The sequence below is a fragment of the Marinobacter sp. MIT930201 genome, from assembly GCF_047122665.1.
GTDB classification, from domain to species: Bacteria; Pseudomonadota; Gammaproteobacteria; order Pseudomonadales; family Oleiphilaceae; genus Marinobacter; species Marinobacter salarius.
Genome location: NZ_CP138916.1, coordinates 2,611,066 through 2,635,801, shown reverse-complemented (window position 1 = coordinate 2,635,801; position 24,736 = coordinate 2,611,066). Strand labels below are relative to the sequence as shown.

The following is a 24,736-nucleotide window of genomic DNA, read 5'->3' as shown; positions in this document are numbered from 1 at the left end:
AGAAGTCATGAGTAGCAACGCAGAAACCACAACCGAAGACTCCGGCGGAGGCATGGATCTGTTCGGGAAGTACCTGTCGGTCTGGGTGGCGCTGGCGATCATCGCTGGCGTGACCCTTGGGCAACTGGCACCTACGGTTCCCGAAACCCTGTCCCGATTCGAATACGCTCAGGTGTCGATCCCTATTGCCATTCTGATCTGGGCCATGATCTTCCCAATGATGGCCCAGATCGATTTCAGCGCAGTGGTGGGCGTGCGCAAGGAGCCAAAAGGCCTGGCCATCACCACCATCGTGAACTGGCTGATCAAGCCCTTCACCATGTTCGCCATCGCCTGGTCTTTCCTGATGGTGGTGTTTGAGCCACTGATTGCGCCAGAGCTGGCCAGCGAATATCTCGCCGGCGCCATCCTGCTGGGGGCGGCGCCCTGCACCGCCATGGTGTTTGTATGGAGTTATCTCACCAAAGGCGATGCCGCCTATACCCTGGTGCAGGTGTCCCTGAACGACATCATCATGCTCTTCGCCTTCGCGCCCGTTGTGGTGTTCCTGCTGGGCATTTCCGACATTCAGGTACCCTGGAACACGGTTATCCTCTCCGTGGTGCTGTACATTGTCATTCCCCTGACCGCCGGCTACCTTACTCGCCGCGCCCTGATCGCAAAGCGCGGGCAAGGCTGGTACGACGAGGTGTTCATGAAACGCCTGGGGCCGGTCACCCCGGCAGCGCTGATCGTTACCCTGGTACTGCTGTTTGCGTTCCAGGGCGAAGTTATCCTGAACAACCCGCTGCATATCGTGCTGATTGCCGTGCCGCTGATTGTGCAGACTTTCCTGATTTTCTTCCTGGCCTACGGCTGGGCCCGCTTATGGAAGGTCCGTCACTGCATCGCTGCGCCCGGGGCCATGATTGGTGCCAGTAATTTCTTTGAGCTGGCAGTCGCGGCGGCCATTGCGCTGTTCGGCCTGCAATCGGGCGCGGCACTAGCGACTGTGGTTGGCGTTCTGGTTGAGGTTCCGTTGATGCTAGTTCTCGTTCGAATTGCCAATCAAACCCGGGGGCGGTTTCCGGCCTAGTTTTGGGCCGCTCAATAGGTCCACTTTTAAACAAAAGCGAACATTTGAGTCAGGGCTTCCCTCCAGAGGCTCCAAGCTAAGAAAAAGCGATGTCATCGAGCATCATTGACGGAGCCATTGCAGACGGTCAATGATTTTATGGCGAAGGTGGCCATGCTCGACTAAGCTTTTGTTTTATCAATCTTTGTGCAGCGCGATTGATGGTCCAAAGTCGGGAATAATGACGCTGTCCAGTTTCTGCAATGATAAAGCGCGCGGCCTAACTGCTATTGAGCTATCAAAGAAAGGATATCGTGAGTATTCAACAGAAAGACATTTTTATTTGTCATGCTAGTGAAGACAAGCCCGATGTTGTCCGACCTCTCTACGAGAAGCTGGAGTCAGAAGGCTTTAACATATGGTATGACGAAGCAGAAATTAAATGGGGTGATAGCATCACTGAGCGTGTGAATTGGGGCCTAATTCACTCAAAATACGTTGTGGTTGTTTTAAGTGAGAGCTTTCTGGAAAAACGGTGGCCTAACAGAGAGTTCAACTCTGTTGTTAATACGGAATCATCAAGTGGCGTTGTCAAAGTGCTGCCGTTGGTCGTTGGTGATGGTGTTATAGAGAGAAAAATAATAGAGGCTTATCCACTAATTAACGATAAGAGATATTTGAAGTGGTCAAACAATCAAACTGAAATCGTAGAAGAGCTATACAAAATATTTCCAGAAAAAAGTAAAAGAAACTTTGAAACAGATGCTAAAAAAATCAATCAAAAAAATTTTAGCGATCAAGATGTACTTTGCCGCTCTAACGTAAGCGTTAACGTACAAAAAGTAAGCTGCTTGTCTGGAAACGATGAAGGACTATTCATTACTCCTAATGCTGTGAATGGAATTCCTTTTTCTTCCGTTCTAAATTCCCTTATAGAGAATGATAAAGGGGAAACTCTGCTAGTAAAATACCTAGACAAAGCAGTGTGGAAGAAAATAGGAATGCCAAATGATAGTGGTCAAAAGTTATTCATCGAAATACCTTATTTATATCACAAGACGCTCTTTGTTCCGCAATTTCTCACGGCGCTGACTAGAGATGTCGAAATATCACCCGGTAATTTAGTTATTTTACTTCCTGAAACAGTTATCACATATAATCATGAAGGTATTTATCGTACGGCTGCTTCCCTTCGAGATTTAGGGTTTAGTATAGGTGTTTCTCAATTTGGCACTGGCTATAGTAGCCTTTCATATATACAGCGTTTAAATTTTAGCTATTTGTTCATAGATAGGTCTTTTTCGAAAGGTGCAGGTTATGAAAGCGACGAATATACAATCTTGCGTGCAATATGCAGTCTTACCGATAGTCTAAATATAGTTTCGGGTATTGATTGTGCAGAGCATAAAACTGAAATTGATCTATTAAAAAGCGTTGGCTGTCAACTAATGGCATCGCCAGTTGATAGCTAATAAGTGACTGTTGTCGGCCTTGGATTCCCCTCGCCTAAATAGACACGTTCGGATAACTAAGGATTGAGAGCTTGACCGATACTATCTAATAAACATCTAAAAAGGCGGTGAACCGTGTGCCTAAACCGTAATGCTTTTGCTTCTATTCAGTATTGCCTGGGCGAAGGCTTACTCGGACATTGACCATAATCCGAAAGTGCGCTTTGCGACCAGGTCCAGCTAAACAAAAGTGGACCTTTTTCTGGGCCGCGTGAGCCCATTACCCTCCTCCGAAATTTCACTAGAAAACCCAACACCATGGGAATACGGCGAAATCCAAACGGGAAGAAAGATCAAATCAGTGGTGCAACTAGAACACGGATGTTTACACTATGAGGCGGGGTGAGCTGAACTATCTCAACTCTGAATATATTCAAATATAGCTCCTAGGAAATCGGTGAACGACATGGACCTCACTAGGCAAATTCTTCTAGCGTTAGTGATTCTCGTCGCCACGACGCACGTAATTGCGGCTGAGTGCTCCGCTGATGAAGCTCAACAACTCCGCGAAGCATGCCAACAAAGCTTACAGGACATCAGAGGCACTCGACAAAATGGTAGCCAAGCTGAAGAACGAGGTTGGGAGGCAAGTAAAAAAGGGATCGTTGAAGGCGGCTCATGTGCCGCTAGAGGAAGTCGGCTGATCACTTCGTGCTCTTCAGGCTTGTTGTCGTGTTTTGTCCAGATTGCCAGGATTCAGGGCACCATCGAAAAATGCAAGATCGCAGTTGATTATATCGACACCGCAATAAACCACTTTCGACAGGCGTCATTCTACTTTGGAACTGCAAGCATCGCCTTTAGCGATCAAGGCGGTGAATCCTTATTGCGCAGACTTTCAGGGTGCAGTAACCCGACGTGCCATGAGGTTCTGAGGCTGACTGATCTGTCACGTCAGGACCAGGAGCGTGTTCAGCGGAACATTGAGCGTCTGGTCAGGTACAAAAGCCAACTCGAAGAAGCTAAGTCACGAATCGAGGCATGCGAAAACAAAGGTAGCAGTTGCGATCCAGAGTTTCCTCACATTATAGATATCGAAGACTTAGAACCACCAATGAGAGATCTAGATCCCCCAGAAGCACCGTTGCATCTTGACATATCGACTCGTGAAATCCATCGAACTCCATGAGCGCACCGTTAGTGTTCCTATGGGCTCCTTTCCAGGCGGCGGCTTAATCGACAGGTAAAGCGAACACTGTGATCTTTGCAGCACTATCGAGGCCACCCTAAGTAACCCATCTCAGCCCGTTAAAAAGGTTCGCTCCAATGAGGCTGCAATTTTATGGCTTCACGACCAGTTCTTATGCATCAAAAGAGACTGCCTCTGGCCAATTATCGAATGTCTGCTTTTGGACCAAGCCGAGCTTCCCAAGCTCCAAACAAAAGCGAACATTCGAGCCAGGGCTCTTCTCCGGAGCCTAGAAGCTAATCTGATCCATTTCATCCAGTATGATTGGCGGAGCATATTGCAAACGCCGAATGATTGCATGGCGAAGATGGTCACGCTCGGCTAAGCTATTGTTTTATCATTCGTGCTCAGCGCGATTGATGGTTCAAAGTCAGTGATAATGACGTAGTCAAAATTCTGCAATGATAAAGTACTTGGCCTAGTCGCTGTTACGCACATACTTGTATCGGGTCGATATGGGAATAGTAAAAAAGAAAAGAAGGACAAAAGCGCTGCGGGAAATTCTAGCGCTCGCTATTGGAAGAAGTCGTCGTGTTCCGATTTTCGACAATATTCAGCGAACTGATAGCTCCCCGAAAAAAAATCTTGAAACTGATTTTGCTTTTTACAATCGATCCTCTCGGCCTGCAATGGAACAAGTCAGAGGCTTATTGGAATGTTTCGCTTCAAGATATCCTGCTAAAGAACTGAATGACTTGGCTAGTCGACTGCGGTCAGGTGACGATGTTCACTTTAGATCAGCATCATTTGAGCTTTTTTTGCATGAAGCACTAATAAGTCAGGGCTTTGAGCTTACTCCCCACCCTAAACTACCGAATGGTAGCTCTTTTAGACCTGATTTTTTGGTGAAAGACAAAACAGGTCGCGAATTTTACTTAGAGGCCAGATTGGCATCAGAGAATAATGAGCTGGATAGAGGTGGTGAAGCCCGTAGAGGAGCTGTCCTAGACACGTTATCAGCTTGTCCTCATCAAAATTTCATGATCGTAATTACTGACGATGGGAGTCCTAAAAGTCCACCTAGTGGAAAGAAGCTAGTAAAGGCAATTCACAACTGGCTCGATAGGCTTGATCCGGATGTAGTCGCGCAAGAAATTTCAGAGAGCGGATTCGATTCGCTAGAGCCCTTTACTTGGAGTCATGATGGGTGGGACCTACAAGTTCGGCCCAATCCAATCTCTCCTGAGCGTCGGGGCATGAGCGGTAATTTGGTTGGCTGTAGTGGAATTGGGGGAGGTTGGGTTGATGCGTGGAGTCCAATTAGAGATGCCGTGAGGGCCAAAGGAAGCAAATACGGTCAGCTAGAAAAGCCATTGGTCGTTGCAATCAATCTGGATTCTTTTGACTTGGACCGTATCGACGAGCTCCAGGCTCTTTTTGGACAAGAGCAATACATAGTCAAACCCGGATCAAAAGCAGAGCCTGAGATGAGGAGAGCGCCCAACGGTGTCTGGCTGGGTAAAAGTGGTCCCATCTACACGCGTGTAAGCGCGGTTTGGATATTCAATGACTTACATGCCTCTGCTTTGGCAAACAGGAGCAGTACATTGTATTTCAATCCATGGGCAGTTCATTGCGCACCTGCTTCTTTGAAATGCTTCCCTCATGCCTGCGTCGAGGAAGACCAAATTAAATGGTACGAGGGGCTCTCCATGAGGGAAGCCTTTCAGCTAAATGAAGGCTGGCCAGCCGATGCGTAACAAGTCGCTGGTTAGGACGCAAACTACGCTGCGCTTCGTCTGCGCTGCACAGTTCCAACGTTACACCGTATGAAGGATGAGTCTTACGGCATGAATGATCACTTTCGCCCAACGGGCAGGGAAATTATCTCAGACCAAGCTATCGCCCATGACCTTAAAGGCGTAAACCTGAAAAATAAACAATTTGAACGTTTGGTTGCCAAGAAGAAACGCTTCACAGATTGTGATTTTAGCTACTCGCAGTTTGACTCAGCATACTTGCATAAGTGTATTTTTGATTCTTGCAAATTTGTTGGGTGCAAGTTCACTAATTCAAACCTAAGAGGTAGCAAATTTGAGGGCTGCGTGTTTGATTACGCAGAGTTTTCCCAAACGCAAGTAGAGCCCGAGATTCTTGATACAGGATGCCCCGGACAGGAAAACCTTCAGCAGAAATTTGCCAGAATGCTTAGGGTGAATTTTCATCAAATTGGAAATTCAGTTGCTGCAAACAAGGCAATTAGAATTGAGCTCGAGGCCGGCCGTGTTCATTTGTATAAAGCTTGGCGGTCTCGTGAGGCCTATTACCGAAAGCATTATCCAGGTGTAACGCGAATTAAGGCTTTCTTAGAATGGTTTGATTTTGTATTGCTTGATGCGTTTTGGGGGAATGGTGAAAGCTTCATAAAGCTGCTTAGAACATTGCTTTTGGTAATATTAGCTATTGCACTAGGCGAGGTTTATTTCTTAAAGGATCCAGCCTCACTGAACAGTTACGTTGAGGCAGTAAAAAATGCTCCGCAAGTATTCCTTGGCGTCGCTAGGCCAGATGGGTTTTCAGGCCTGCTATTAGCAGGTATCGCGGCTTTGAGGTATGTAATGCTTGCCTGCTTGGTGTCGATTCTAGTTAAACGTTTTAGTCGTCGATAATGCATATCTACGCTTTTGGCTCAATCTGTCGCGGTGATATTTCTGTTGACTCAGATGTCGACCTGCTGGCGCTTGTGGAAGGCCGGGATTCTCGCCTTGATCCTGAGAAGTTTTCGATTTATTCGTATGCGAGAATGCTTGAACTCTGGGAAGCGGGTAATGCATTCGCCTGGCATCTGTCTCTTGAGAGCCGCCTGATTTACGCCGCTGACGGGACTGACTTTCTTAGAAGCTTGGGGTCGCCGTCTAGATACTCGGGAGCGGTAGCCGATTGCTTGAAATTTCGAGATGTATTTGAGTCCTCATTCCAGTCTGTCCAGAAAGGCACGCCGAGTCTCGTGTTTGAACTTTCAACGATTTTTCTAGCTTTGCGAAATATCGCAACCTGTTATTCGCTTTCGAGGACGGACAGCCCAACCTTCGGAAGGGATTCGGCGAGAAGGCTTGGCCCAAGAAGTCTGGATATTGATGAGAATGTTTACTCTTTGCTAATGCAGGCCCGACTGCTTTCCACGAGAGGTGCCGGGGACAGTATTGGTGATATCGATCTGGCGATTCTATTGCCGGAGTTGAAGCGCTGCCGATCTTGGATCGAAGAACTATGCCATGAGGTAAATTTAAATGGATGAGTTTGTTAGCCGAATGGCGACTCAAAGACATGTTCTGGACATGGTCAACTCAAGACTGGATCTTGATGAAAAGCTCTTCGGACTGTCCTCCAGTGCGATTGACCGTTGGGCGGTGAATAACCGACTTGGGCCATCTTCTAGCGTGGTTAACTTACTGAAGAATATCTCATCGGAGCTTTTTTTTATGGCTACTCGTAGCCAAGAGCCAGTGAGTAGTGAATACGAGCTGAGAAGGGATAAAATTATTGCAGCCGTTGCCGCACTTGCGGATGCGGTATAACCAGTGGCTGTTGTCGGACGCACCTACGTTGCGCTTCGGTAAGCCGCAATTCCAGCCGTCATCGCATCATCTGAATGTTCGCTTTGCGACCAAAAATGGCTCGAGCGCTTTTCTGAAAAGGCCGCCCCATGCCTGGGCCAACTCCCGAACTATCAGCTTTGTCAAACAACGCCGACTCCCGATCTCAGCAGGCCTCCAACGGCGCATAGGCCAAAACCAACCACTTGGCCCCCTCATCAAAGTTCACCTGCACCCGGGTATGGTGACCAGAACCCTCGGAGTTCATCACGATACCTTCACCAAACTTGGGATGGCGTACCCGCTGGCCCAGGCTGAAACCCGTGCCAACGTCAGGTTCCTGGCTGAACAGGCCCTCATTGGGCCGGGCCATCATGGCCGGGCGGCTGACCGTATTCCGCAGCCGCACTTCCTGGATGCAGTCACCGGGAATCTCACGAACAAACCGCGACAACGCGTGGAATTTTTCCTGGCCGTACAAGCGGCGGGACTCCGCGTAAGTGAGCACCAGCTTTTGCATGGCCCGGGTAATGCCCACATAGGCCAGGCGCCGCTCTTCTTCCATCCGCCCCGGTTCTTCCAACGACATACTGTGGGGAAACAGGCCTTCCTCCACACCGGCCAGGAATACCAGCGGAAACTCCAGGCCCTTGGCGGAATGAAGGGTCATAAGCTGCACGCAGTCCTCATTCGCTTCCGCCTGAGCCTCGCCGGCGTCCAGCGCTGCCTGGGCGATGAATTCCGACAGCGGATCAACGCCCTCTTCCACCTCATAATCCGACAGGGCATTCACCAGTTCTTCCAGGTTCTCCACCCGCGCCTGCCCCTTCTCACCCTTTTCGCTGGCGTGGTAATCCTTGAGACCACTTAGCTCCAGGGTTGTCTTCATCAGACCATGCAATGATGCATCGTCCACCATCTCCGTCAGGCGTTCGATGATGCCCATGAAGGATTGCAGACCGGTTTTGGCGCGGCCCTTGACCTGGCCGGCTTCCAGCAAACGCTCGGCAGACTCCCACAAGGAGACACTGCGTTCAGTGGCGAACGCGCGCATGTCCGCCAGGCTCTTGGCGCCGATACCGCGAGCGGGAATGTTCACCACGCGCTCGAAGGCTGCATCATCCCGACGATAATGCACCAGTCGCAGGTAGGCGATGGCGTTGCGGATTTCCTGGCGGTCGTAGAATCGCAGACCGCCGTAGACCCGGTAGGGAATGCCCTGACGGATCAGGGATTCTTCCAGCACCCGGGACTGGGCATTGGATCGGTAAAGAATGGCCGACTCGCTGCGCAGGTTGCCCTCGTTGACCCAGCTACCAATGGTGTCGGCGATGTAGTTGGCTTCGTCCTGCTCGTTGAAGGCCGCATACAAACTGATGGGCTCGCCATCCGGGCCGTCGGTCCAGAGTTCCTTGCCCAACCGGCCCTGGTTGTTGGCAATCACCGCGTTGGCGGCTTTCAGGATCAGTTGAGTGGAGCGGTAATTCTGTTCCAATCGCACCATCCGGGCGTTGGGAAAGTCCCGCTGGTACTGCTGGATGTTTTCGATTTTCGCGCCTCGCCAGCCGTAGATGGACTGGTCGTCGTCGCCCACCACCGTTAGCGGCACCCGGTTCCCGGCCAGGATCTGCAGCCAGGCGTACTGGATGGTATTGGTGTCCTGAAATTCGTCCACCAGAATCTGCTGGAAACGGCTCTGATAATGGCTCAGTAGTTCCGGACGGTACAGCCAGAGTTCGTGGGAGCGTAGCAACAGCTCGCCAAAATCCACCAAGCCGCTTAGGTTGCAGAGCTTTTCGTACTGGCGGTAAACCGTCAGCATTGTGGCCGTGAAATGATCGCCCGGATTTTCCTGGATGTGTTCCGCCCGTAACCCTTCGTCTTTCTGGCCGTTGATAAACCACTGGGCCTGCTTCGGCGGCCAGCGGCTTTCATCAATCTGCAGCTCACGCATCACGCGCTTGATCAGCCGCAGCTGGTCGTCGCTGTCCAGCACCTGGAAGTTCTCTGGCAGGCCGGCGTCCTGGTAATGGGCCCGGAGCAACCGGTGGGCAATGCCGTGAAAGGTGCCAAACCAGAGGCCCCGAGCCGGAATATTCATCATCTGCTCAATGCGGTAGCGCATTTCCTTCGCCGCTTTGTTGGTGAAGGTCACCGCCAGGATGCCCGTCGGCGGTACTTTGTCCACCTGCATGAGCCAGGCAATCCGGTGCACGAGCACCCGGGTTTTGCCACTGCCCGCACCTGCCAGCACCAGCAAATGATCATTCTGGGCCGTTACAGCCTCGCGCTGGGCGTCGTTCAGGGCGTCGATAATGTGGGAGACATCCATAGAGATCCGGTCGCTACTGGTTAAATGAACAGGTGCGGAATTATAACAGGAGAAAGGAGGGTTTGCCGGATGCGGGTGAGCTGGGATTATCCGCACACATGTAAGGTACCGATACAGAAAATGTGAACACTTTTTATGAAACTGGCGTCAACTTGGGTATACTCGCCACCGCGGGTTGCCCGGAAGAACTTCCTGTTCCTCTGCTGGTCACCGTTTTCCCGCACCAGACAAATTGCAGGGGCAAGACATAAGTCCCCTGAAGCCAGGAAGGCGCCCGCATCTTGCGACCAGACATCAAAGGAGATGATGTACGATGTACTCCGTATACCGAAGCACTGCCCGTTTTACCCCCCGTTTTGCCTTTTCCGCCCTTGCACTGACCGCCACCCTGTCGTTTCCCACTATGGCCGATGACAGCCAGCGAATTGACCAGCTGGAACAACGGCTGGATTCCATGCAGAAGCAGATGACCGAATCGAGCCTGGAAAAGGTTCGCCTTAACGGTTTTTTCAGCACCGGCTATACCCGCGCCAATAATGACGCCGGCTACGACGAGGCAACGGAACAATCCGACCTTGAAACCCTCAGCCTGTTCGGCCTGCAGAGCACCTTTTCACTGAGCCGCAACACCGACGCGGTATTGCAACTGGTGTCCCGTGGTAGCGAAGACTGGGACACGGAACTGGAATGGGGCTACCTGCGACAACAATTCAGCAATGGCTCTGAACTGCGGGCCGGTAAAATGCGCCTGCCGCTGTTTATGGAATCCGAGACCCTGGAGATTGGCTATGGTCAGCCCTGGGCGCGACCACCCGAAGCAGTCTACGACCCGGTGCCGGTTCGCAGCTATCTGGGCGCCGATGCGGCCTATACCATCAACCTCTCTGGCTCATCCATTCAGACACGCGCCTTTGCAGGACACCTTGACGATGATGCCGCCTCCCTTGGCCAGACCGTCAATGTGGAACTACGCAACATAACCGGCCTGACCGCCAACTGGACCAATTACCTCTGGACCTTCCGTGGCGTGTACGCCCATGCAGAAGCCACCATCGGCGGAACACCACCGCTTGGTGACGAAGAAAAAACCGAGTTCATGGGATTGGGCCTGTCCTACGACGATGGCAGCTGGCTGCTGATGTCGGAACTGACACGGGTTGAGGTGGACGGATTTTACCAGGACACCGACTCCGCCTACATCACGCTTGGCTACCGGGTAAAGGAAGTCACGCCCTATGTAACGGCTTCCTGGGTCGAAAGCCAGGACAACTACGAGCGTGACGGCACGCCACTGGAGGTACTGGACGTGCGCCGCCAGGCCTATAGCCTGGGCTTCCGCTGGGACATGACCACCTCGGTTGCCATGAAGGTGGACTGGACCCACGCCCGGGGCTTTGGCAAAACCACTGGGGGCCTGATTGGCAACCAACTGGATGCCCTGGCCGGCAATCCCGGCGGTCGATTCGACAGCACTGACGTATACACTGTCCGGCTTGATGCCGCATTTTGATCAGGAGGGACACCATGGCGATTCGACGCGTATCCGTGCCTGCATTGCTCATTGCGTTGTGCCTGTTGAGCAGTGTCTCGCGGGCGGAATTGGTGATCATCGGCCACCACGGTGGCCCGGATTCCATCACCGTGCAACAGGTGAAGGACATCTACCTGAACCGCAGCTCACGAATGCCTGACGGCCAGCGCGTGGTCGCGTTCCAGCTTCCAGCGGGCAACAGCATGCGGGATGAGTTCAATGACCTGATCACCGAGCGCAATGACGCCTGGCTGAAGTCGTTCTGGTCGCGGCAGGTTCTGACCGGAAAGGGCCATCCGCCAAGGGAGGTATCCTCGGCGAACAGCATGAAGAGTGTGGTGTCATCCACCCTGGGCAGTATCGGTTATCTCGATTCCACCCTGGTGGATGATTCCGTTAAGGTCCTGTTGACGCCGGAACCTTAAAACCCGCGCGGAACGGTCTGGGCCTCGACGAATTCGAACAGGCCTTCCAGGCCGCCTTCGCGACCAGTGCCGGACGCCTTCATGCCCCCGAACGGCGCTTCCGGCGTGGGTCCGGTACCGGTGTTCCAGCCGCAATGACCAAAACGCAGCCCGGCGGCCACCCGCTGGGCGCGCTCCGCGTCGGCCGTGAACACGTATGACGCCAGGCCAAATTCGGTGTCGTTACCGGCATCGATAACCTCGTCCTCAGTGCGGAAAGTGGCCATGGGCACCAGCGGCCCGAAGGTTTCCTCGCGGGAGCAGCACATGTCCCGGGTCACCCCGGAAATGACCGTCGGCGGGAAGAACAGGTGGCCATCCCCAAGGTCTGCCGGCATTTTGCCTGCCACCAGTTCACCACCCCGCTCAAGGGCGTCTTCCACGTGGCGCTTCACCTTATCAAACCCGGCTTTGTTGATCAGCGGGCCGAGGTCAACGTCTTCCGTCAAACCATTACCCACGGTCATGCGATTGACCCGGTCGGCAAGTTTCTGACCGAATTCATCCACCACTTTCTCGTGAACGAAAATCCGGTTGGCGCAGACACAGGTCTGGCCGCCGCCCCGGAACTTGTTGGCGATCAGGTTATCAGCAGCGGCATCCAGGTCCGCATCGTCAAAGACAATAAACGGTGCGTTGCCACCCAATTCCAGGGCCAGTTTCTTCACCTGATCTGCCGTATCCAGTATCAGCTTGCGGCCCACTTCGGTAGAGCCGGTGAAGCTGAGCATGGGCACGTCGGGGCTTTCGCAAAGCACCTTGCCGATCACACTGGCCTTGCCCATAACCAGGTTGACCATGCCGTCTGGCAGGTCGACGTGTTTGTCCATCAGCGCGAACAGCGCAATCATCGTCAGCGGCGTCTCACTGGCCGGCTTGATCACCGACGGGCACCCGGCCGCCAGGGCGGCAGACAACTTCTTGGCGATCATGCCAATGGGAAAGTTCCAGGGCGTGATCAGGCCGGTAACACCAACCGGGCGGTAGTGCACTGTCCAGGTACAGTCTTTCGGCTTTTCGGGAATGGTATGGGCGTCCAGCGCCTGAATGTGTTTGGAGCAGTAATCGAAGAACCCGGCGGCGTAATCGACCTCACCCTGAGCTTCCTTCAACGGCTTGCCGTGCTCCATGCACAGAATGCGGCCCACTTCCTCTTTATTGGCCCTGAGTGCATCACGAATATCTTCCAGCCACTTGCGACGGGTTTCGATGGAATAGGGACTGGTTAAACGAAGCGCAGACTTGCCCGCTTCAACGGCCTTGTACACTTCACTTTCGGACATCGATGCCACACTGGCAACCACCTCACCCGTGGCCGGGTTATAGACATCGAAGGTGTTACCGTCCGGCGATTCAGACCAGCGACCGCCGATGTAGCCAGTCAGCTTGGGAAGCAGTGGTGACTCGATCATCTCGGCTCCTTTTCACAATGTTCTCGGATTGTATAAATTGGGGTTTGCGTCAGTGTGATATGTCTCTCATAGTGGATGCAGAAACCGCCACTGTAAAGTCAGACCATGGTGTTTTGACCAGCGCCGGCGGGGGCCTATACTCGAACCATGTCATTATCAGGAGGCAGGAACATGAAGGCGTTTTTTCATCCCGCGCAGGACCAACATCTTCCCAAGACCTACTTCACCCGCGGCCAGATGCGTCAGCCCCAGGAAGTTCCTGATCGCACCGCTCAAATGCTGGAAGGCCTGAAGGCCATGGGCATTCCGGTGTTGCAGCCGGCAGACCAGGGTGCCGGTGCAATTTCAAAGGTCCACGATCTGGGCTATCTGCGCTTTTTGGAGTCTGCCCACCGGCGCTGGGCAAAGATGGAAGACTGGGGTGACGAAGTGATTTCCAACATCTTCGTCCGATCACCAAACGCCCTCAAAGGCATCCTGGCGGAAGCTGCACGCTACCAGGCCGATGGCAGCTGCCCCATCGGAGCCAACACCTGGGATGCCGCCTACTGGTCGGCCCAGACAGCGCTCGGCGCCGCTGACGCCCTGGTTGCCGGCGAGCGCCATGCCTATGCGGTGTGTCGCCCACCGGGCCACCACGCCCGAAAGGACGCCGCCGGCGGCTTCTGCTACCTCAACAATGCCGCGATTGCCGCAGAACATTTGAAACCCCGTTATCCCAGGATCGCCATACTGGACACCGACATGCACCACGGCCAGGGCATCCAGGAAATCTTCTATGACCGCAGCGATGTTCTCTATGTCTCGATTCATGGCGACCCCACCAATTTCTACCCGGTGGTCAGTGGCTATGAGGACGAGCGCGGTGAAGGCGAGGGACTTGGCTACAACATCAACCTACCGATGCCCCACGGCTCCTCGGAGGAAGATTTCTTCGCCAAACTGGATGAGGCACTGGCCGCCATTCGACTGTTCCAGCCAGACGTGCTGATACTTACCCTGGGATTCGACATCTACCACAACGACCCCCAGGCCAAGGTATCAGTGTCTTCGGAAGGCTTCTGTCGCCTCGGTTCCGACATCCGTCGCACCGGTCTTCCCACACTGGTTGTGCAGGAAGGCGGCTATGACCTGGAAGCCCTGAGTGCCAACGTGCAGCAGTTCTTCAAGGGGCTGGAAGGGTAACCACCTCAGTTCGCCGGGGCATACACCTTGATATTGGTGTGGCCCTCGGCTTTCAGGTGGCAGGCATGCATGCGGCTCATGGTGCCGCGGTCACAGTACAGCAGGTACTGCTTGTCGTCCGGCATCGATTGGATTCGCTCATTCAGTTCGTAGAACGGTATCTCCACCACCTGATTGCTGGTGAGCTGCAGGGGTGACTGCTCCCCTTCTGACGGGTGGCGCACGTCAATAATCACATCGTTCACAGCCGGTGTATGTACAAGCTCAACCTCTTCTGGCGTCCGGGTGGTTTCCAGAAGGCGGTTGACCGGCGTGTCCTGACGGCTGGCGATGGCCTGCTCCAAAACCCGGGTGTCCATAGCGGCTTCATCTTCCTCCACCCGATGCAGCTTGGCGCGGGTGGCCGGCTTACGGGAAATCACACCGCAGTACTCCGGCATGGTACGAGCAAATGGCTCAGTACCGATGTCCCGGGCGATGTTGATAATGGTTTCCTTGTCCATGGAAATCAGCGGCCGCAGTACCACCTCGTTACTGGCCCGGTCCACCACGTTGAGGTTTGACAGGGTCTGGCTGGACACCTGCGCCACGGCATCACCGGTCACCAGCCCCGCGGCGTTATTGGCGGCTGCAATGTCTGAGGCAGCTTTCAGCATCTGGCGCTTGAGCACCACCCCCCAATGTCGCTGGTTGACTGAACGCATGATTTCAGCGACCACGCCTTCAAAGGGTACGGAAATGAACTTGGCACCATGGGAAGCGCCGTAACGATCCCACAGGTAATGCACCACCTGGCGCACGCCAATTTCATGGGCGGGACCGCCCAGGCTGAAAAACAGGAAGTGGGAGCGAAGCCCCCGACGCATCATCAGGTAGGCCGCCACCGAGGAGTCATAACCACCGGACACCAATGTCATCACCGTTTCCACCGCGCCCAATGGGTAGCCGCCGGCACCACGATGTTTGCGATGCGCAATGTGATAGTGATCCTCATGGACCTCAATACGCACTTCAATATCCGGGTTGCGAAGGTTTACGCCCTCGGGCTCGGAAGCCTCAAACAGGGCGGAGCCGACAAAGCGCTCCAAATCAATCGAGCGAAACCCGTGATTACCGTGGCGGCGAACCCGAACCGCAAAGGTTTTTCCGCGGATACGGTCTGCGTAGGCTGCTACTGCCTGCTCCGCCACGTCGTCCATACTTATCCAGGGAAATACACCTATCTCCTGGATGGTCGAAATGCCCGGAATACGGCCCAACTCATCAATCACCGGGCCCGCAAGGCCGCGCCCATCCGGGATGGCCACATCAACCCTGTCCCAGGAACCCTCAACGTGGATATCGTCGTCCAGGCGTGCCAGCAGTTTGCGAATATTCTGCCGCAGGTGCCGCATCTGTTGCCGGCGAACGGGTTTGCTCTTGATGGCCACTTCGGCGGCGGGGCGTATAAGGAGTTTCATAAATCGGACGTCTGTCGGGTAGCGTAATTACAGTAAAGCGCTTAGTGTAACGGTTTCGCCGTTTGCCTCAAAATCAGGCATTCCCGATACTCGCTATACTCATATAAAAAGGCATCGCCCTGACGCCAGGGGCCCGCAGAACATTCAGGAGCTTTTGCGTTCATGACCGAATCCACCATCAATGCCCTGGTATCTCCAGAAGGCAGCCTGGAAATCCTCTCCAACTTTGAAGTCAACCGGCTCAAGGACCGAAGCGAAGGAGGGCTGTATCGGCTTTTCCGGCAATGCGCCCTGGCCGTGCTCAATACCGGTGTTGAAACCGACGACTGTAAAACCCTGATGGAAGCCCATGCGGATTTTGACGTTCGCCTGGTGCCACAGCCACGGGGTCTGAAACTGGAGCTGGTCAATGCACCCGCCCACGCCTTCGTGGACGGGCAAATGCTGCGCGCCATCCGCGAACACCTGTTTTCGGTATTGCGGGATATTATCTATTCCTACTCAATCCCCCAGTCCGCGGTCGGTCTTCGCCGGGACGACCCGGAAGGCATCACCAACCTGATTTTTCACATCCTCCGTAACGCCCGTGTATTACAGGCAGGGCGTCATCCGGACCTGGTGGTGTGCTGGGGTGGCCACTCCATCAACGAGCGCGAATATCAGTACAGCAAGGAAGTGGGCCACCAGCTTGGTTTGCGAGGATTGAGCATTTGCACCGGTTGCGGCCCCGGCGCCATGAAAGGCCCGATGAAAGGCGCCACCATTGGCCATGCCAAACAGCGGGTGAAGAACGGCCGTTACATTGGCCTGACGGAACCGGGCATCATCGGTGCCGAAGCGCCAAACCCGATCGTCAACGAGCTGGTGATCATGCCGGATATCGAGAAACGCCTCGAAGCCTTCGTTCGGACGGGCCACGGCGTGATTGTGTTCCCCGGTGGTGTGGGTACCGCCGAGGAAATACTCTATCTGCTCGGCATCCTGCTGCACCCGGACAACGCCGACCTGCCCTTCCCGGTCGTCTTTACCGGCCAGCAGGAAAACGCGGAATACTTCGAGATGATCGACCAGTTCATTCGCAACGCGCTGGGCGATGAAGCCGCCAGCAAGTACGAAATCATCATCGACGACCCGGACAAAGTCGCCCGCACGATGAAACAGGGCATGAAGGACGTGGAAACCTTCCGCCGGGCCATGCAGGACGCCTACTATTTCAACTGGATGCTGAAGATCGACCCGGTGTTCCAGATGCCGTTCGAGCCCACCCATAAAAGCATGCGGGCACTGGCGCTACACCGTCACCAGCCGGTTCACCTGATTGCCGCGAATCTGCGCAAGGCGTTCAGTGGCATCGTTGCCGGCAACGTCAAGGAAAGCGGCATACGCCACGTGCAAGCCAAGGGGCCATTTGAAATTTCCGGCGATCCGGAGCTACTGGCACCCCTGGAAGCGATGCTGAAAGAGTTCGTCGCCCAGGACCGGATGAAACTGCCCGGTTCCGGTGCTTACGAACCCAGTTACCGGATTATCAGCGAAGCAACGCCCGCCACACCCTGACGATGATGGGGATTATTCCCCACCATCCGCCGGAAGGCTGGCGTAATAAGCGGCCAGGTTGGCAATGTCCTCATCGCTGAGGCCCGCCGCCTGGCCCTGCATGATGGCGGCCTGGCCACCGTTGCGCTGCTTGTTCTTGTACGCCTTGAGCGAAGACACGAGGTATTGTTCGTTCTGTCCTGCCAGGTTGGGGTAACCCGGAATGGCCGCGATGCCATTCTTGCCATGGCAGGCTGCGCACACGGCGGCCTTGGCTTTACCGGCCTCAGCATCACCAGCGGCTATGGTAACGGCGGGAGCGGCAGCCCCCAACACGAACACGGCAGCAGCCAGGGTGTGGTATTTCAGTCTCATTGGTTTTACCCTCTCATCGTTTTATAGCCCGACAGGATTCTGCCGGTGCGCAAGTTGCACGAATTTATAGCACAGCAAGAACAAAGCTCAAATGTGATGGATCAATAATCACCCCATTCGATGCGGAGAAGTCGACATGCCCATTCAGGTTCAGGAAATCGCGTGCAGGGAAGGCAACATCGGCCTGATCACCCTGGATTCACCGGCCACTCTGAACGCCCTGTCCGCGTCGATGATCCACGAAACCCAGGCCGTACTGGATCAGTGGGCCGAAGCTGACCACATCAGCCTGGTTATATTCCGCGGCGCCGGTGAACGTGCCTTCTGCGCAGGCGGTAATATCCGCGAACTTTATGGCGCCCTGTCCGGCGACGAAGATCCGGACGCACCGGCCGAGTTCTTTGCCAGCGAGTATCGCCTGGACTATACCATTCACTGCTTCCCCAAACCGGTGATCGCCATTGGCCACGGCGTGGTGATGGGCGGGGGGCTTGGCATTTTCTCCGCTTGCCGCTACCGCCTGGTAACGCCCGATGTCACATTGGCCATGCCGGAGATCACCATCGGCCTGTTTCCCGATGTTGGTGCAAGCTGGTTCCTCAATCGGCTGCCAGGCCGCATCGGTCTGTTCATGGGGCTGACCGGAGCGCGGCTGAACGTCTCTGACGCGTTGAGGGTTGGCCTGGCCGATATGGCCATCCTGCCAGATCAGGTGGAATCATTGATAGAGCGGTTGAAGGAGGAGCGCTGGACCGGTGAATCAGCGGCTGATGACAACCGCCTGTTCCGGCTCGTCAAGCAACTTGAGCATCCGGACTACAGGGCGCTGCCAACCAGTGAACTGGCGCGCCATGAACAGGACATCGCCAGGCTGAGCGCAGGCGATGAACTCCCGGCCATTGTTGAAAATCTCCTGGCGGCGGAGATCGACAGCGACTGGTGGCAAGGCTGTGTGAAAAACCTGCGCGGCGGCTGCCCGGTTACCGCCTGGCTGGTCTGGACCCAGCTAAAGAAGGCACAGCAAATGTCACTGAAGGACGTCTTCCGGATGGAATACACCATGGCCGCCCGCTGCACCCAGCGGCCAGATTTGCGGGAGGGTATCAGAGCCAGGCTGATCGACAAGGATCACAAGCCCACCTGGTCATTCCCGAGCGTCAGCGACGTGCCCGACACAGTGGTTGAAGAACACTTCGAGCCGGAACTGGACGACAGCAACGACCCCATGGCACTGAGCTGAACGGGCCGCAAGCCCGCATCATAGCTCGGCGCCGGCCTGGATCATAGCTCGGCGCCGGCCTGGATCAGCAACATCTCGATATCCCGGTTGTTGCTGGCACGCGCCAGATCCAGAGCCGTTCGCCCATCGCTACCGCGATAGTTGACGTCTGCACCCGCCGCCAGCAGCATCTCGGCGGTCAGTAAATCCCCGCCTTCGACAATGTGCATCAGCAGCGAGTGGCCACCCTGATTCACATTGACGTTCGCCCCGGCGGCCAACAGTACTTTCACCACGGAAAGATGACCGTTACGGGCTGCGCGGATCACCGGCGTTGTACCCTCGCCGTCAGATGCATTTACGCTGGCGCCGGCCGACAACAACAGTTGCACGATCCGCCGATGGCCATCCCCTGAGGCGATCATCAGTGGCGTGACACCACTTGCCGTGGCCAGGTCCGGCGCTGCACCTTCGCTGAGCAGGAACCAGACAATTCGGTCCTCGCCTGCCCTGACCGCCGCCGAGAGCGGCGTGCCGGCCTCAGTCAGTGTGTTCAAAGACATGCCAGAGGCTGCAAGCGACTTGGTTTGTTCAAGGTTTCCGTTGCTGACCGCCGCCATCAAGGGCGTATCCGCCACCGACGCACGACGCTGCTCAAGGTTGGATGGATCTGTGCTCGTCGCACACGCTGTCATCAGCGCGCTTGCGACCAGGACGGCCAGAAATCTCACGAGGATGGTGCCGGTTCCCTGGGCCATGGTGATTCAGTCTCTGTTGATTTATTTTTGCGGATATTCTGGTCAGTCGTCGGCGGCAATGAAAGCGAGCGGTTCACAAGTCCGGCCGGTTCTGCAAAATATCGCCCACCAGAGAGCGCAATTCCGCTTCGCCTGCCTCCCGGCCCACGCATTCACCGTTCGCCTGCAACTCGAGCCACGACCAACCCTGTAGCACCGCCCTGGCCCAGAGGGAGCGCGAACGTTCGTCAGCCATCCCGTTGACGACGCCTGCTTGCAATGACAGCCGTCTCAGTACCGGCAAGGCCAGATCGAAGCCCCGATAGCCATGGGCAAAACTGTGCAGGTCCCTGAAATCATCCTCATTGAGCGGTCTGTCAGCGGGAAGGCCGCAGGTTATCCGCAGAATCAACTCCGGCTCTGCGTCTATCCAGTTGCGCGGCACGAGGGTGAGCCAGTGCTCCGTCAACCTGCCACGCAAATGGTCTGTCAGCGCCTTACCTTGCGCAGACACCCCGGCAAGCAACTGCAGGGGATACTCGCCGCTGCTGGCTTCGCGCTTCAGCCCGAGCCGAACCGGCTCCAACCCGCACCGCTGCCAGAACGACAACAACCCGGCGTTACCGCCGAAACTGGTACCGATACCGTCCAGCCCCTGCTTGCACGCATAATCATTTGCAGCCGCCACCAGTGTCTGCCCCAGCCCCTCACCGCGAACCTCGGCACTCACGGCAATCCGCACGATGCGCAACAGACTCTGGCAGGCTGCTTTGGCAAATCCACTGTGGGTCGCCAGGGACTGGGGCAAGAGATGCCCCCGCAAGCGGCGCTTGCCCAACATGACCTGCTCTGCAAGCTCGCTGTCCAGCCCCCCTTCCACCGTCGCCCATAGCACGCCGACCAGAACACCACCCCGGGTCAGACGCCAACTCACCGCGGCCGGATCGTCCATCCACTGGCGCAAGTCACCGGGTGAGGTCCGGTAGTGGGCATCCACCAGCAAACCGAAGGCCTCCTCCAATTCATTGTCTTCTGCGGTACCCGGGTTCCAGCGTTCAACGGCGATATTCACTTCGTCATCACTGACGGGTGGTGCCTGGGCATCCAGCAAAAACATCCGACGCGTCAACGGCTCCAGGGGGTCAGAGGCAGACCATCGTATGGGCGCCGTAAGCGATGTGTTGCGCCAGTGAGGCGTTTCGGCATCCAGCACCGAGCGAAAACGGATGGCAAAGCCTCTACCGGAACCTTCATAACCGTGCACCGTGGAAGCGTAAATCACCCTGGGCCAACCCAGCAGTATCCGCTTGAGCAGGTCTGCCGGTACGGCGGCGGCTTCATCCACCATGATCACTTCCGCCTCCGGCTTTTCAGCAAGCAGCCGGTCCAGGGGCCAGAACTCCAGCCGCCCCTGATCGCCCACCGCAACATCGCCCGTGCCCATGTCAGGATCAGAGGCCTGCCCGCTGGCCAGGCGGGCGTGGTGAAACAATGTTTTCACCGCATCCGGCCCGGGCGCCGTCACAACCACGCGCCGCCGCCCTTCATTCAGAAGACGAACCGCCGACAGGCCCAGTGCCGCAGACTTACCCCGCCCCCGGTCCGCCGTCACCACCAGCGGTCGCCGGCGCCGCCCCAGCCCCGTTCGAACAACCTCTTCCACAAGCGCACGCTGGTCATCGGTGGCGCCTACCCGGAAGGCATCGCGGGGTGGTTCAGCCGTTGGCAGTGGCGGCTGAGGGTCAACAGACGGGTTGATACGAATACTATCGGGATCACCGGCCACAACTCCGGCCAGACGAGCCGCAAACGAATGCTGACCGGCTCCGTCCAATCCGGTGCGCCGATAATCCGGATCGTCGAAACCGTCCCAGTTTTCCAGCTTCGGCATCAGCCAGAAAAACAGACCACCGGCCGCGAGGGTTCCCGACAACGCCGCAAAACCGTCCGGCGGATTCCCCTGCCAGCCATCCCAGACCACGCAAGCCAGTTCCTGTCCCAGCCAGCGACGTCCCTCGACCGGTTTGATCGAGGTCAGCGAGGATTCCGGCTGATCCTCAACCGGCCCGGTCCAGACGCCTGGCGCTATCGACAATACTGGAAGAAGTTCACGCAGCCACGTAAGAGCAGCTGCCCGCTCACCTTCCAGAACCACCAACCGCCGATGTCCGGCAGCCCGCAACCCGGCTTGCAGCTCCTGCCACCCGGCCAGATCAGGCCCGATTTGATCCGCCATCCACTCAGCTCAAATCCACGGAGTGACGTTTAAGATCTTCCAGCTTTGAATACTTCAACGCTGAACGATGCGTCGCACGCAACTTCACACGCGGCGCACTATCGGCCTCAAACGCCTCCTGCCAGCGGGATGCACACAGGCACCAGGAATCCCCTTCTTTCAAACCGGGGAAACCAAATTCAGGTCTTGGTGTACTCAGATCGTTACCCTGAGCACTTGAATATTCCAGAAAATCATCTGTGACGACTGCACAGACAACGTGGGCCCCCAGGTCATCCGGGCCAGTGTTGCAACACCCATCCCGATAAAACCCGGTTTCCGGATCTGTACCACACACTTCCAACTTTTCACCCAGCACGTTCACCGGTTCAGCCGTTGCAGCCATAACATCATTCTCCAAAATTAGGGGGAGGGTTTGGATAGCCGCTTCCAAAACTGTGCGGAGCCATGGATGGCGGAGCTCAAGCGCCACAGGGATGTGCTTGAGCGTGTTTTGGAAGCGGCTATCCAAATCCTCCTGCACCCAATGAGCGACTTACTCCAGATGCCACGCACAAAAGTAACAGGATTATGCGGCACCAGTATCAGCACTACCAGTCGCCGGGTACAATACACAGCATGTCGCCCCCACCCCAAATACCTGAAACCTCCAATCTGCCCGATTACCTCACTGATGAGCAAAGGGCCATCATCACCGCAGGTTTTGAACATGCGGTAATCACCGCCGTGGCGGGCAGTGGAAAAACGTCCACTCTGGCCTGGCGCATCCGCTATCTGCTGGAACAGGGGCATGATCCGAACCGTATGCTGGTGTTGATGTTCAACCGCGCTGCGCGGGTGGACTTTGAACACAAACTTCAGGACGTAACACGTAATTTGGGCCTGGCGACACCTGAAATTCGCACCTACCACGCCATGGGGTTACGACTTTACAAACGGTTCGTGCGGGAGGGTTTCCTGCCCGGGTTTTCCGACAAGATCCTCACCGACCAGGAAATCAGCTATCAGGCCTGGCAGCTTACACGGCGATTGGCGCCAGAAGACCTGGCCGACGAGATCCGCCGCAACAAGAAAGACTTTGTCGAAACCGCCGTTAACTTCATCGACCTGGTGAAAACCACCCTGTCCCCGGTGGACATCGTCTTTGAGGAACTCGGCTATTCCGACAAACACCGCTACCTGATCGACCTGTTCCACAGCTTTGAACAGTGGCGCAAATCCCAGAGCCGCATCAGCTACGCCGACATGCTGTACGAACCGGTGATGGCCATTCACCAGAACCCGCCCTTACAGCGCCTGGTCGGCAACAAAATGGACCTGGTACTGGTGGATGAGTATCAGGACACCAACGAAATCCAGCATCTACTGCTCAGATACGTGGCCGGTGACCGGGCACGGGTGACTGTCGTGGGCGATCCGGATCAGACGATTTACGAATTCCGGGGCGCCAGACCCGATTTTATACTCAGGCGTTTCAGCGAAGAGTTTGAAAGCCCACTGGAGCAGACCCTGAGCTATACCTTCCGGTATGGCCATCAGGTGGCTCTGCTGGCCAATCACCTGATCTGTCACAACACCGGTCGCAAGGATGTGCTCTGCCATTCCCATCCAACCACACCTGAGACCGGCATCACCCTGCACCAGCAGGAAAACGACAGTGATCTCGTCCTGAAACTACTGCAACCCATGGACGACGAAGCACTTGCCAACACGGCGATCCTGTTCAGGGTGTGGAGCCAGAGTGTTCCTATCGAATTGAAATTGCTCGCGCGACAAGTGCCCTACCGTATCGACGCCGGAAAGGGAGCCCTGTTCAGTCGCGAGGTTCAGGCCATCACCAGCCTGTTGATGGTGGTGTCGGGCCGGATTCGCAATCTGCCTGATGAAGACCGGCTTGATATTGCCCGGCAATTGCTGCGTTTCCCCCATGTGGGCCTCAAGGAGCCCGAGCTCGAACAGCTGGCACGCTTTCTGGCTGGGTTCGGCGAGGGCTGGCACGAGCGGCTGCTGGCCATGGACTTTGACGCACTGGCCCCCATGGCGGCCAAAAAGCTCCGCAAGCTGGGGGAAACACTGGCACAGCTGGAGCGCTTCAAAGGCTCAGTGGCAGATCTGATATCCCGCTATGCGGAGGAAACCGAACTCTACGAGGGCATTCGCAGCCTGGCACTGACCCATGAAACCGCGGACGAACGCATCGAGACCATCCGGGGCTTCCGGCTGTACCTCTCGGGACTCGATGTCAGCATTGACGGCGCGCTGGAACACCTCAAGGCTCTGAAGAAACAGGCGGGTGAAAATCGCCATGGCGGCGCCTTGCTCTCCACCATCCACCGAACCAAGGGCCTGGAATGGTCGACCGTTATACTGCCGGGACTGCAGGAGAAGTACCTGCCCTACAGCCCCCGAGCCCAGGACGACCCCAAGGCCTTCCTGGAAAGTGAACGCCGCCTGCTCTATGTGGCCATGACCCGAACCCGGGAGCAGCTACACCTGATCACCCGGCCATTCGGAGAAAAAAGACACCTTGACGGCGACCAGGGCCCAAGCCGGTTTGTCGATGAGTTGTGCTTTCCACTGTCCCAAGAGTTTGGCCAGTGGCTGGGCGGGCGTTCCTGCGACAGCGCTGACGCACTGACAGCCACCGTACCACTGACGTCGACCGGTCTTCGCTATGCGCACCTTCAAGGCGTCACATTGCAGACAAGTACGGAAGCAACGGCCGAGGAGACGACACCGCTCTGGGCAAGAAACCGTCTCAGCCATGCCATCTTCGGGCCGGGCTCAGTGACGGGGGAGGACGAACGGTCCTTCGAAGTCGCTTTCGACAACGGTGACACCCTGAATTTCAGCAAAAAAAGTGCCCACCTGTATTTTACCGCCATGTCATCAAGGGCCTGAGTACAATTGCGGACGTAACACTGGCCCTCTTTTTTTGTTTTTTTGAATCCCCTGACTT

Annotated in this window: 20 protein-coding genes; 13 read left to right on the top strand and 7 right to left on the bottom strand. The window is 55.7% G+C overall.

Going from position 1 to position 24,736, the window contains the following annotated elements:
- The first annotated feature begins 7 nt into the window (after window positions 1-7).
- From arsB to SIC19_RS11975, 7 genes are all read left to right on the top strand, one after another.
- Entirely contained in the window at window positions 8-1,075 is a 1,068-nt protein-coding gene (gene arsB / locus SIC19_RS12005; RefSeq protein ID WP_075194174.1) for an ACR3 family arsenite efflux transporter, read from the top strand.
- 293 nt (window positions 1,076-1,368) lie between these two features.
- Window positions 1,369-2,526: an EAL domain-containing protein gene (locus SIC19_RS12000; protein WP_127401927.1), complete on the top strand. Its 1,158-nt coding sequence runs from the start codon at window positions 1,369-1,371 to the stop codon at window positions 2,524-2,526.
- Between the two features lie 436 nt (window positions 2,527-2,962).
- Complete coding sequence (locus SIC19_RS11995) at window positions 2,963-3,694, top strand: hypothetical protein (protein WP_127401928.1); 732 nt, start codon at window positions 2,963-2,965, stop codon at window positions 3,692-3,694.
- Between the two features lie 515 nt (window positions 3,695-4,209).
- On the top strand, window positions 4,210-5,454 hold the full coding sequence (locus SIC19_RS11990; protein ID WP_127401929.1) for a hypothetical protein: 1,245 nt from the start codon (window positions 4,210-4,212) through the stop codon (window positions 5,452-5,454).
- A 90-nt stretch (window positions 5,455-5,544) separates the two neighbouring features.
- Window positions 5,545-6,363, top strand: coding sequence for a pentapeptide repeat-containing protein (locus tag SIC19_RS11985; RefSeq protein WP_075195645.1), 819 nt, complete (start codon window positions 5,545-5,547; stop codon window positions 6,361-6,363).
- Window positions 6,363-6,992, top strand: coding sequence for a nucleotidyltransferase domain-containing protein (locus SIC19_RS11980; protein WP_075195644.1), 630 nt, complete (start codon window positions 6,363-6,365; stop codon window positions 6,990-6,992). Before SIC19_RS11985 ends, SIC19_RS11980 begins: the two co-directional genes overlap by 1 nt.
- Window positions 6,985-7,272, top strand: coding sequence for a hypothetical protein (locus SIC19_RS11975; RefSeq protein WP_075195643.1), 288 nt, complete (start codon window positions 6,985-6,987; stop codon window positions 7,270-7,272). The genes SIC19_RS11980 and SIC19_RS11975 overlap by 8 nt, the downstream gene beginning before the upstream one ends.
- 184 nt (window positions 7,273-7,456) lie before the next feature.
- Here the strand turns inward: SIC19_RS11975 and uvrD are convergent, their stop codons facing one another.
- The gene (uvrD, locus tag SIC19_RS11970) at window positions 7,457-9,622 is read right to left on the bottom strand and encodes a DNA helicase II (RefSeq protein ID WP_075195642.1); all 2,166 of its coding nucleotides are present in this window, start codon (window positions 9,620-9,622) and stop codon (window positions 7,457-7,459) included.
- Between the two features lie 313 nt (window positions 9,623-9,935).
- On the opposite strand from uvrD, the gene SIC19_RS11965 reads away from it, so the two are divergent.
- Both SIC19_RS11965 and SIC19_RS11960 read left to right on the top strand, forming a co-directional pair.
- A complete protein-coding gene (locus SIC19_RS11965; RefSeq protein ID WP_075195641.1) occupies window positions 9,936-11,132 on the top strand; it encodes a hypothetical protein in 1,197 nt (398 codons plus the stop codon).
- 14 nt (window positions 11,133-11,146) lie between these two features.
- Window positions 11,147-11,578 (top strand): phosphate ABC transporter substrate-binding protein, encoded by a 432-nt coding sequence (locus SIC19_RS11960; RefSeq protein WP_081899327.1) that lies wholly within the window; start codon window positions 11,147-11,149, stop codon window positions 11,576-11,578.
- On the opposite strand, the gene SIC19_RS11955 is transcribed toward SIC19_RS11960, so the two are convergent.
- Complete coding sequence (locus tag SIC19_RS11955; RefSeq protein ID WP_036211077.1) at window positions 11,575-13,029, bottom strand: NAD-dependent succinate-semialdehyde dehydrogenase; 1,455 nt, start codon at window positions 13,027-13,029, stop codon at window positions 11,575-11,577. The genes SIC19_RS11960 and SIC19_RS11955 overlap by 4 nt on opposite strands.
- A 171-nt stretch (window positions 13,030-13,200) precedes the next feature.
- On the opposite strand from SIC19_RS11955, the gene SIC19_RS11950 reads away from it, so the two are divergent.
- A complete protein-coding gene (locus SIC19_RS11950) occupies window positions 13,201-14,214 on the top strand; it encodes a histone deacetylase family protein (RefSeq protein ID WP_036211081.1) in 1,014 nt (337 codons plus the stop codon).
- 5 nt (window positions 14,215-14,219) lie between these two features.
- Here the strand turns inward: SIC19_RS11950 and thiI are convergent, their stop codons facing one another.
- Complete coding sequence (gene thiI, locus SIC19_RS11945) at window positions 14,220-15,674, bottom strand: tRNA uracil 4-sulfurtransferase ThiI (RefSeq protein WP_075195640.1); 1,455 nt, start codon at window positions 15,672-15,674, stop codon at window positions 14,220-14,222.
- A 162-nt stretch (window positions 15,675-15,836) separates the two neighbouring features.
- Here thiI and ppnN point away from each other — a divergent pair, with 162 nt between their 5' ends.
- On the top strand, window positions 15,837-17,231 hold the full coding sequence (gene ppnN / locus SIC19_RS11940; RefSeq protein WP_075195639.1) for a nucleotide 5'-monophosphate nucleosidase PpnN: 1,395 nt from the start codon (window positions 15,837-15,839) through the stop codon (window positions 17,229-17,231).
- Between the two features lie 12 nt (window positions 17,232-17,243).
- Here ppnN and SIC19_RS11935 read toward each other — a convergent pair whose 3' ends face one another.
- Window positions 17,244-17,585 carry a c-type cytochrome gene (locus tag SIC19_RS11935; protein WP_075195638.1) on the bottom strand — a complete coding sequence of 114 codons (342 nt, stop codon included), beginning with the start codon at window positions 17,583-17,585 and terminating at the stop codon, window positions 17,244-17,246.
- Window positions 17,586-17,721: 136 nt separating this feature from the next.
- Here SIC19_RS11935 and SIC19_RS11930 point away from each other — a divergent pair, with 136 nt between their 5' ends.
- Entirely contained in the window at window positions 17,722-18,825 is a 1,104-nt protein-coding gene (locus SIC19_RS11930; protein ID WP_075195637.1) for an enoyl-CoA hydratase/isomerase family protein, read from the top strand.
- 41 nt (window positions 18,826-18,866) lie between these two features.
- Here the strand turns inward: SIC19_RS11930 and SIC19_RS11925 are convergent, their stop codons facing one another.
- The 3 genes from SIC19_RS11925 to SIC19_RS11915 form a co-directional block, all read right to left on the bottom strand.
- Entirely contained in the window at window positions 18,867-19,562 is a 696-nt protein-coding gene (locus SIC19_RS11925) for an ankyrin repeat domain-containing protein (protein ID WP_036211096.1), read from the bottom strand.
- Window positions 19,563-19,635: 73 nt separating this feature from the next.
- Entirely contained in the window at window positions 19,636-21,777 is a 2,142-nt protein-coding gene (locus tag SIC19_RS11920) for a tRNA(Met) cytidine acetyltransferase TmcA (RefSeq protein ID WP_075195636.1), read from the bottom strand.
- 4 nt (window positions 21,778-21,781) lie between these two features.
- On the bottom strand, window positions 21,782-22,162 hold the full coding sequence (locus tag SIC19_RS11915) for a DUF2237 family protein (protein WP_075195649.1): 381 nt from the start codon (window positions 22,160-22,162) through the stop codon (window positions 21,782-21,784).
- 185 nt (window positions 22,163-22,347) lie between these two features.
- Here SIC19_RS11915 and SIC19_RS11910 point away from each other — a divergent pair, with 185 nt between their 5' ends.
- Window positions 22,348-24,678 carry an ATP-dependent helicase gene (locus tag SIC19_RS11910; protein WP_075195635.1) on the top strand — a complete coding sequence of 777 codons (2,331 nt, stop codon included), beginning with the start codon at window positions 22,348-22,350 and terminating at the stop codon, window positions 24,676-24,678.
- Window positions 24,679-24,736: the final 58 nt, after the last annotated feature.

Coding starts and splice junctions, on each gene's coding strand:
- SIC19_RS11960 (WP_081899327.1), top strand. CDS start 11,147: ATGGCGATTCGACGCGTATCCGTGCCTGCATTGCTCATTGCGTTGTGC.
- SIC19_RS11925 (WP_036211096.1), bottom strand. CDS start 19,562: ATGGCCCAGGGAACCGGCACCATCCTCGTGAGATTTCTGGCCGTCCTG.
- ppnN (WP_075195639.1), top strand. CDS start 15,837: ATGACCGAATCCACCATCAATGCCCTGGTATCTCCAGAAGGCAGCCTG.
- SIC19_RS11980 (WP_075195644.1), top strand. CDS start 6,363: ATGCATATCTACGCTTTTGGCTCAATCTGTCGCGGTGATATTTCTGTT.
- SIC19_RS11935 (WP_075195638.1), bottom strand. CDS start 17,585: ATGAGACTGAAATACCACACCCTGGCTGCTGCCGTGTTCGTGTTGGGG.
- SIC19_RS11990 (WP_127401929.1), top strand. CDS start 4,210: ATGGGAATAGTAAAAAAGAAAAGAAGGACAAAAGCGCTGCGGGAAATT.
- SIC19_RS11930 (WP_075195637.1), top strand. CDS start 17,722: ATGCCCATTCAGGTTCAGGAAATCGCGTGCAGGGAAGGCAACATCGGC.
- SIC19_RS11985 (WP_075195645.1), top strand. CDS start 5,545: ATGAATGATCACTTTCGCCCAACGGGCAGGGAAATTATCTCAGACCAA.
- arsB (WP_075194174.1), top strand. CDS start 8: ATGAGTAGCAACGCAGAAACCACAACCGAAGACTCCGGCGGAGGCATG.
- thiI (WP_075195640.1), bottom strand. CDS start 15,674: ATGAAACTCCTTATACGCCCCGCCGCCGAAGTGGCCATCAAGAGCAAA.
- SIC19_RS11920 (WP_075195636.1), bottom strand. CDS start 21,777: ATGGCGGATCAAATCGGGCCTGATCTGGCCGGGTGGCAGGAGCTGCAA.
- SIC19_RS11955 (WP_036211077.1), bottom strand. CDS start 13,029: ATGATCGAGTCACCACTGCTTCCCAAGCTGACTGGCTACATCGGCGGT.
- SIC19_RS11950 (WP_036211081.1), top strand. CDS start 13,201: ATGAAGGCGTTTTTTCATCCCGCGCAGGACCAACATCTTCCCAAGACC.
- SIC19_RS11975 (WP_075195643.1), top strand. CDS start 6,985: ATGGATGAGTTTGTTAGCCGAATGGCGACTCAAAGACATGTTCTGGAC.
- SIC19_RS11910 (WP_075195635.1), top strand. CDS start 22,348: ATGCGGCACCAGTATCAGCACTACCAGTCGCCGGGTACAATACACAGC.
- SIC19_RS11915 (WP_075195649.1), bottom strand. CDS start 22,162: ATGGCTGCAACGGCTGAACCGGTGAACGTGCTGGGTGAAAAGTTGGAA.
- SIC19_RS11965 (WP_075195641.1), top strand. CDS start 9,936: ATGTACTCCGTATACCGAAGCACTGCCCGTTTTACCCCCCGTTTTGCC.
- uvrD (WP_075195642.1), bottom strand. CDS start 9,622: ATGGATGTCTCCCACATTATCGACGCCCTGAACGACGCCCAGCGCGAG.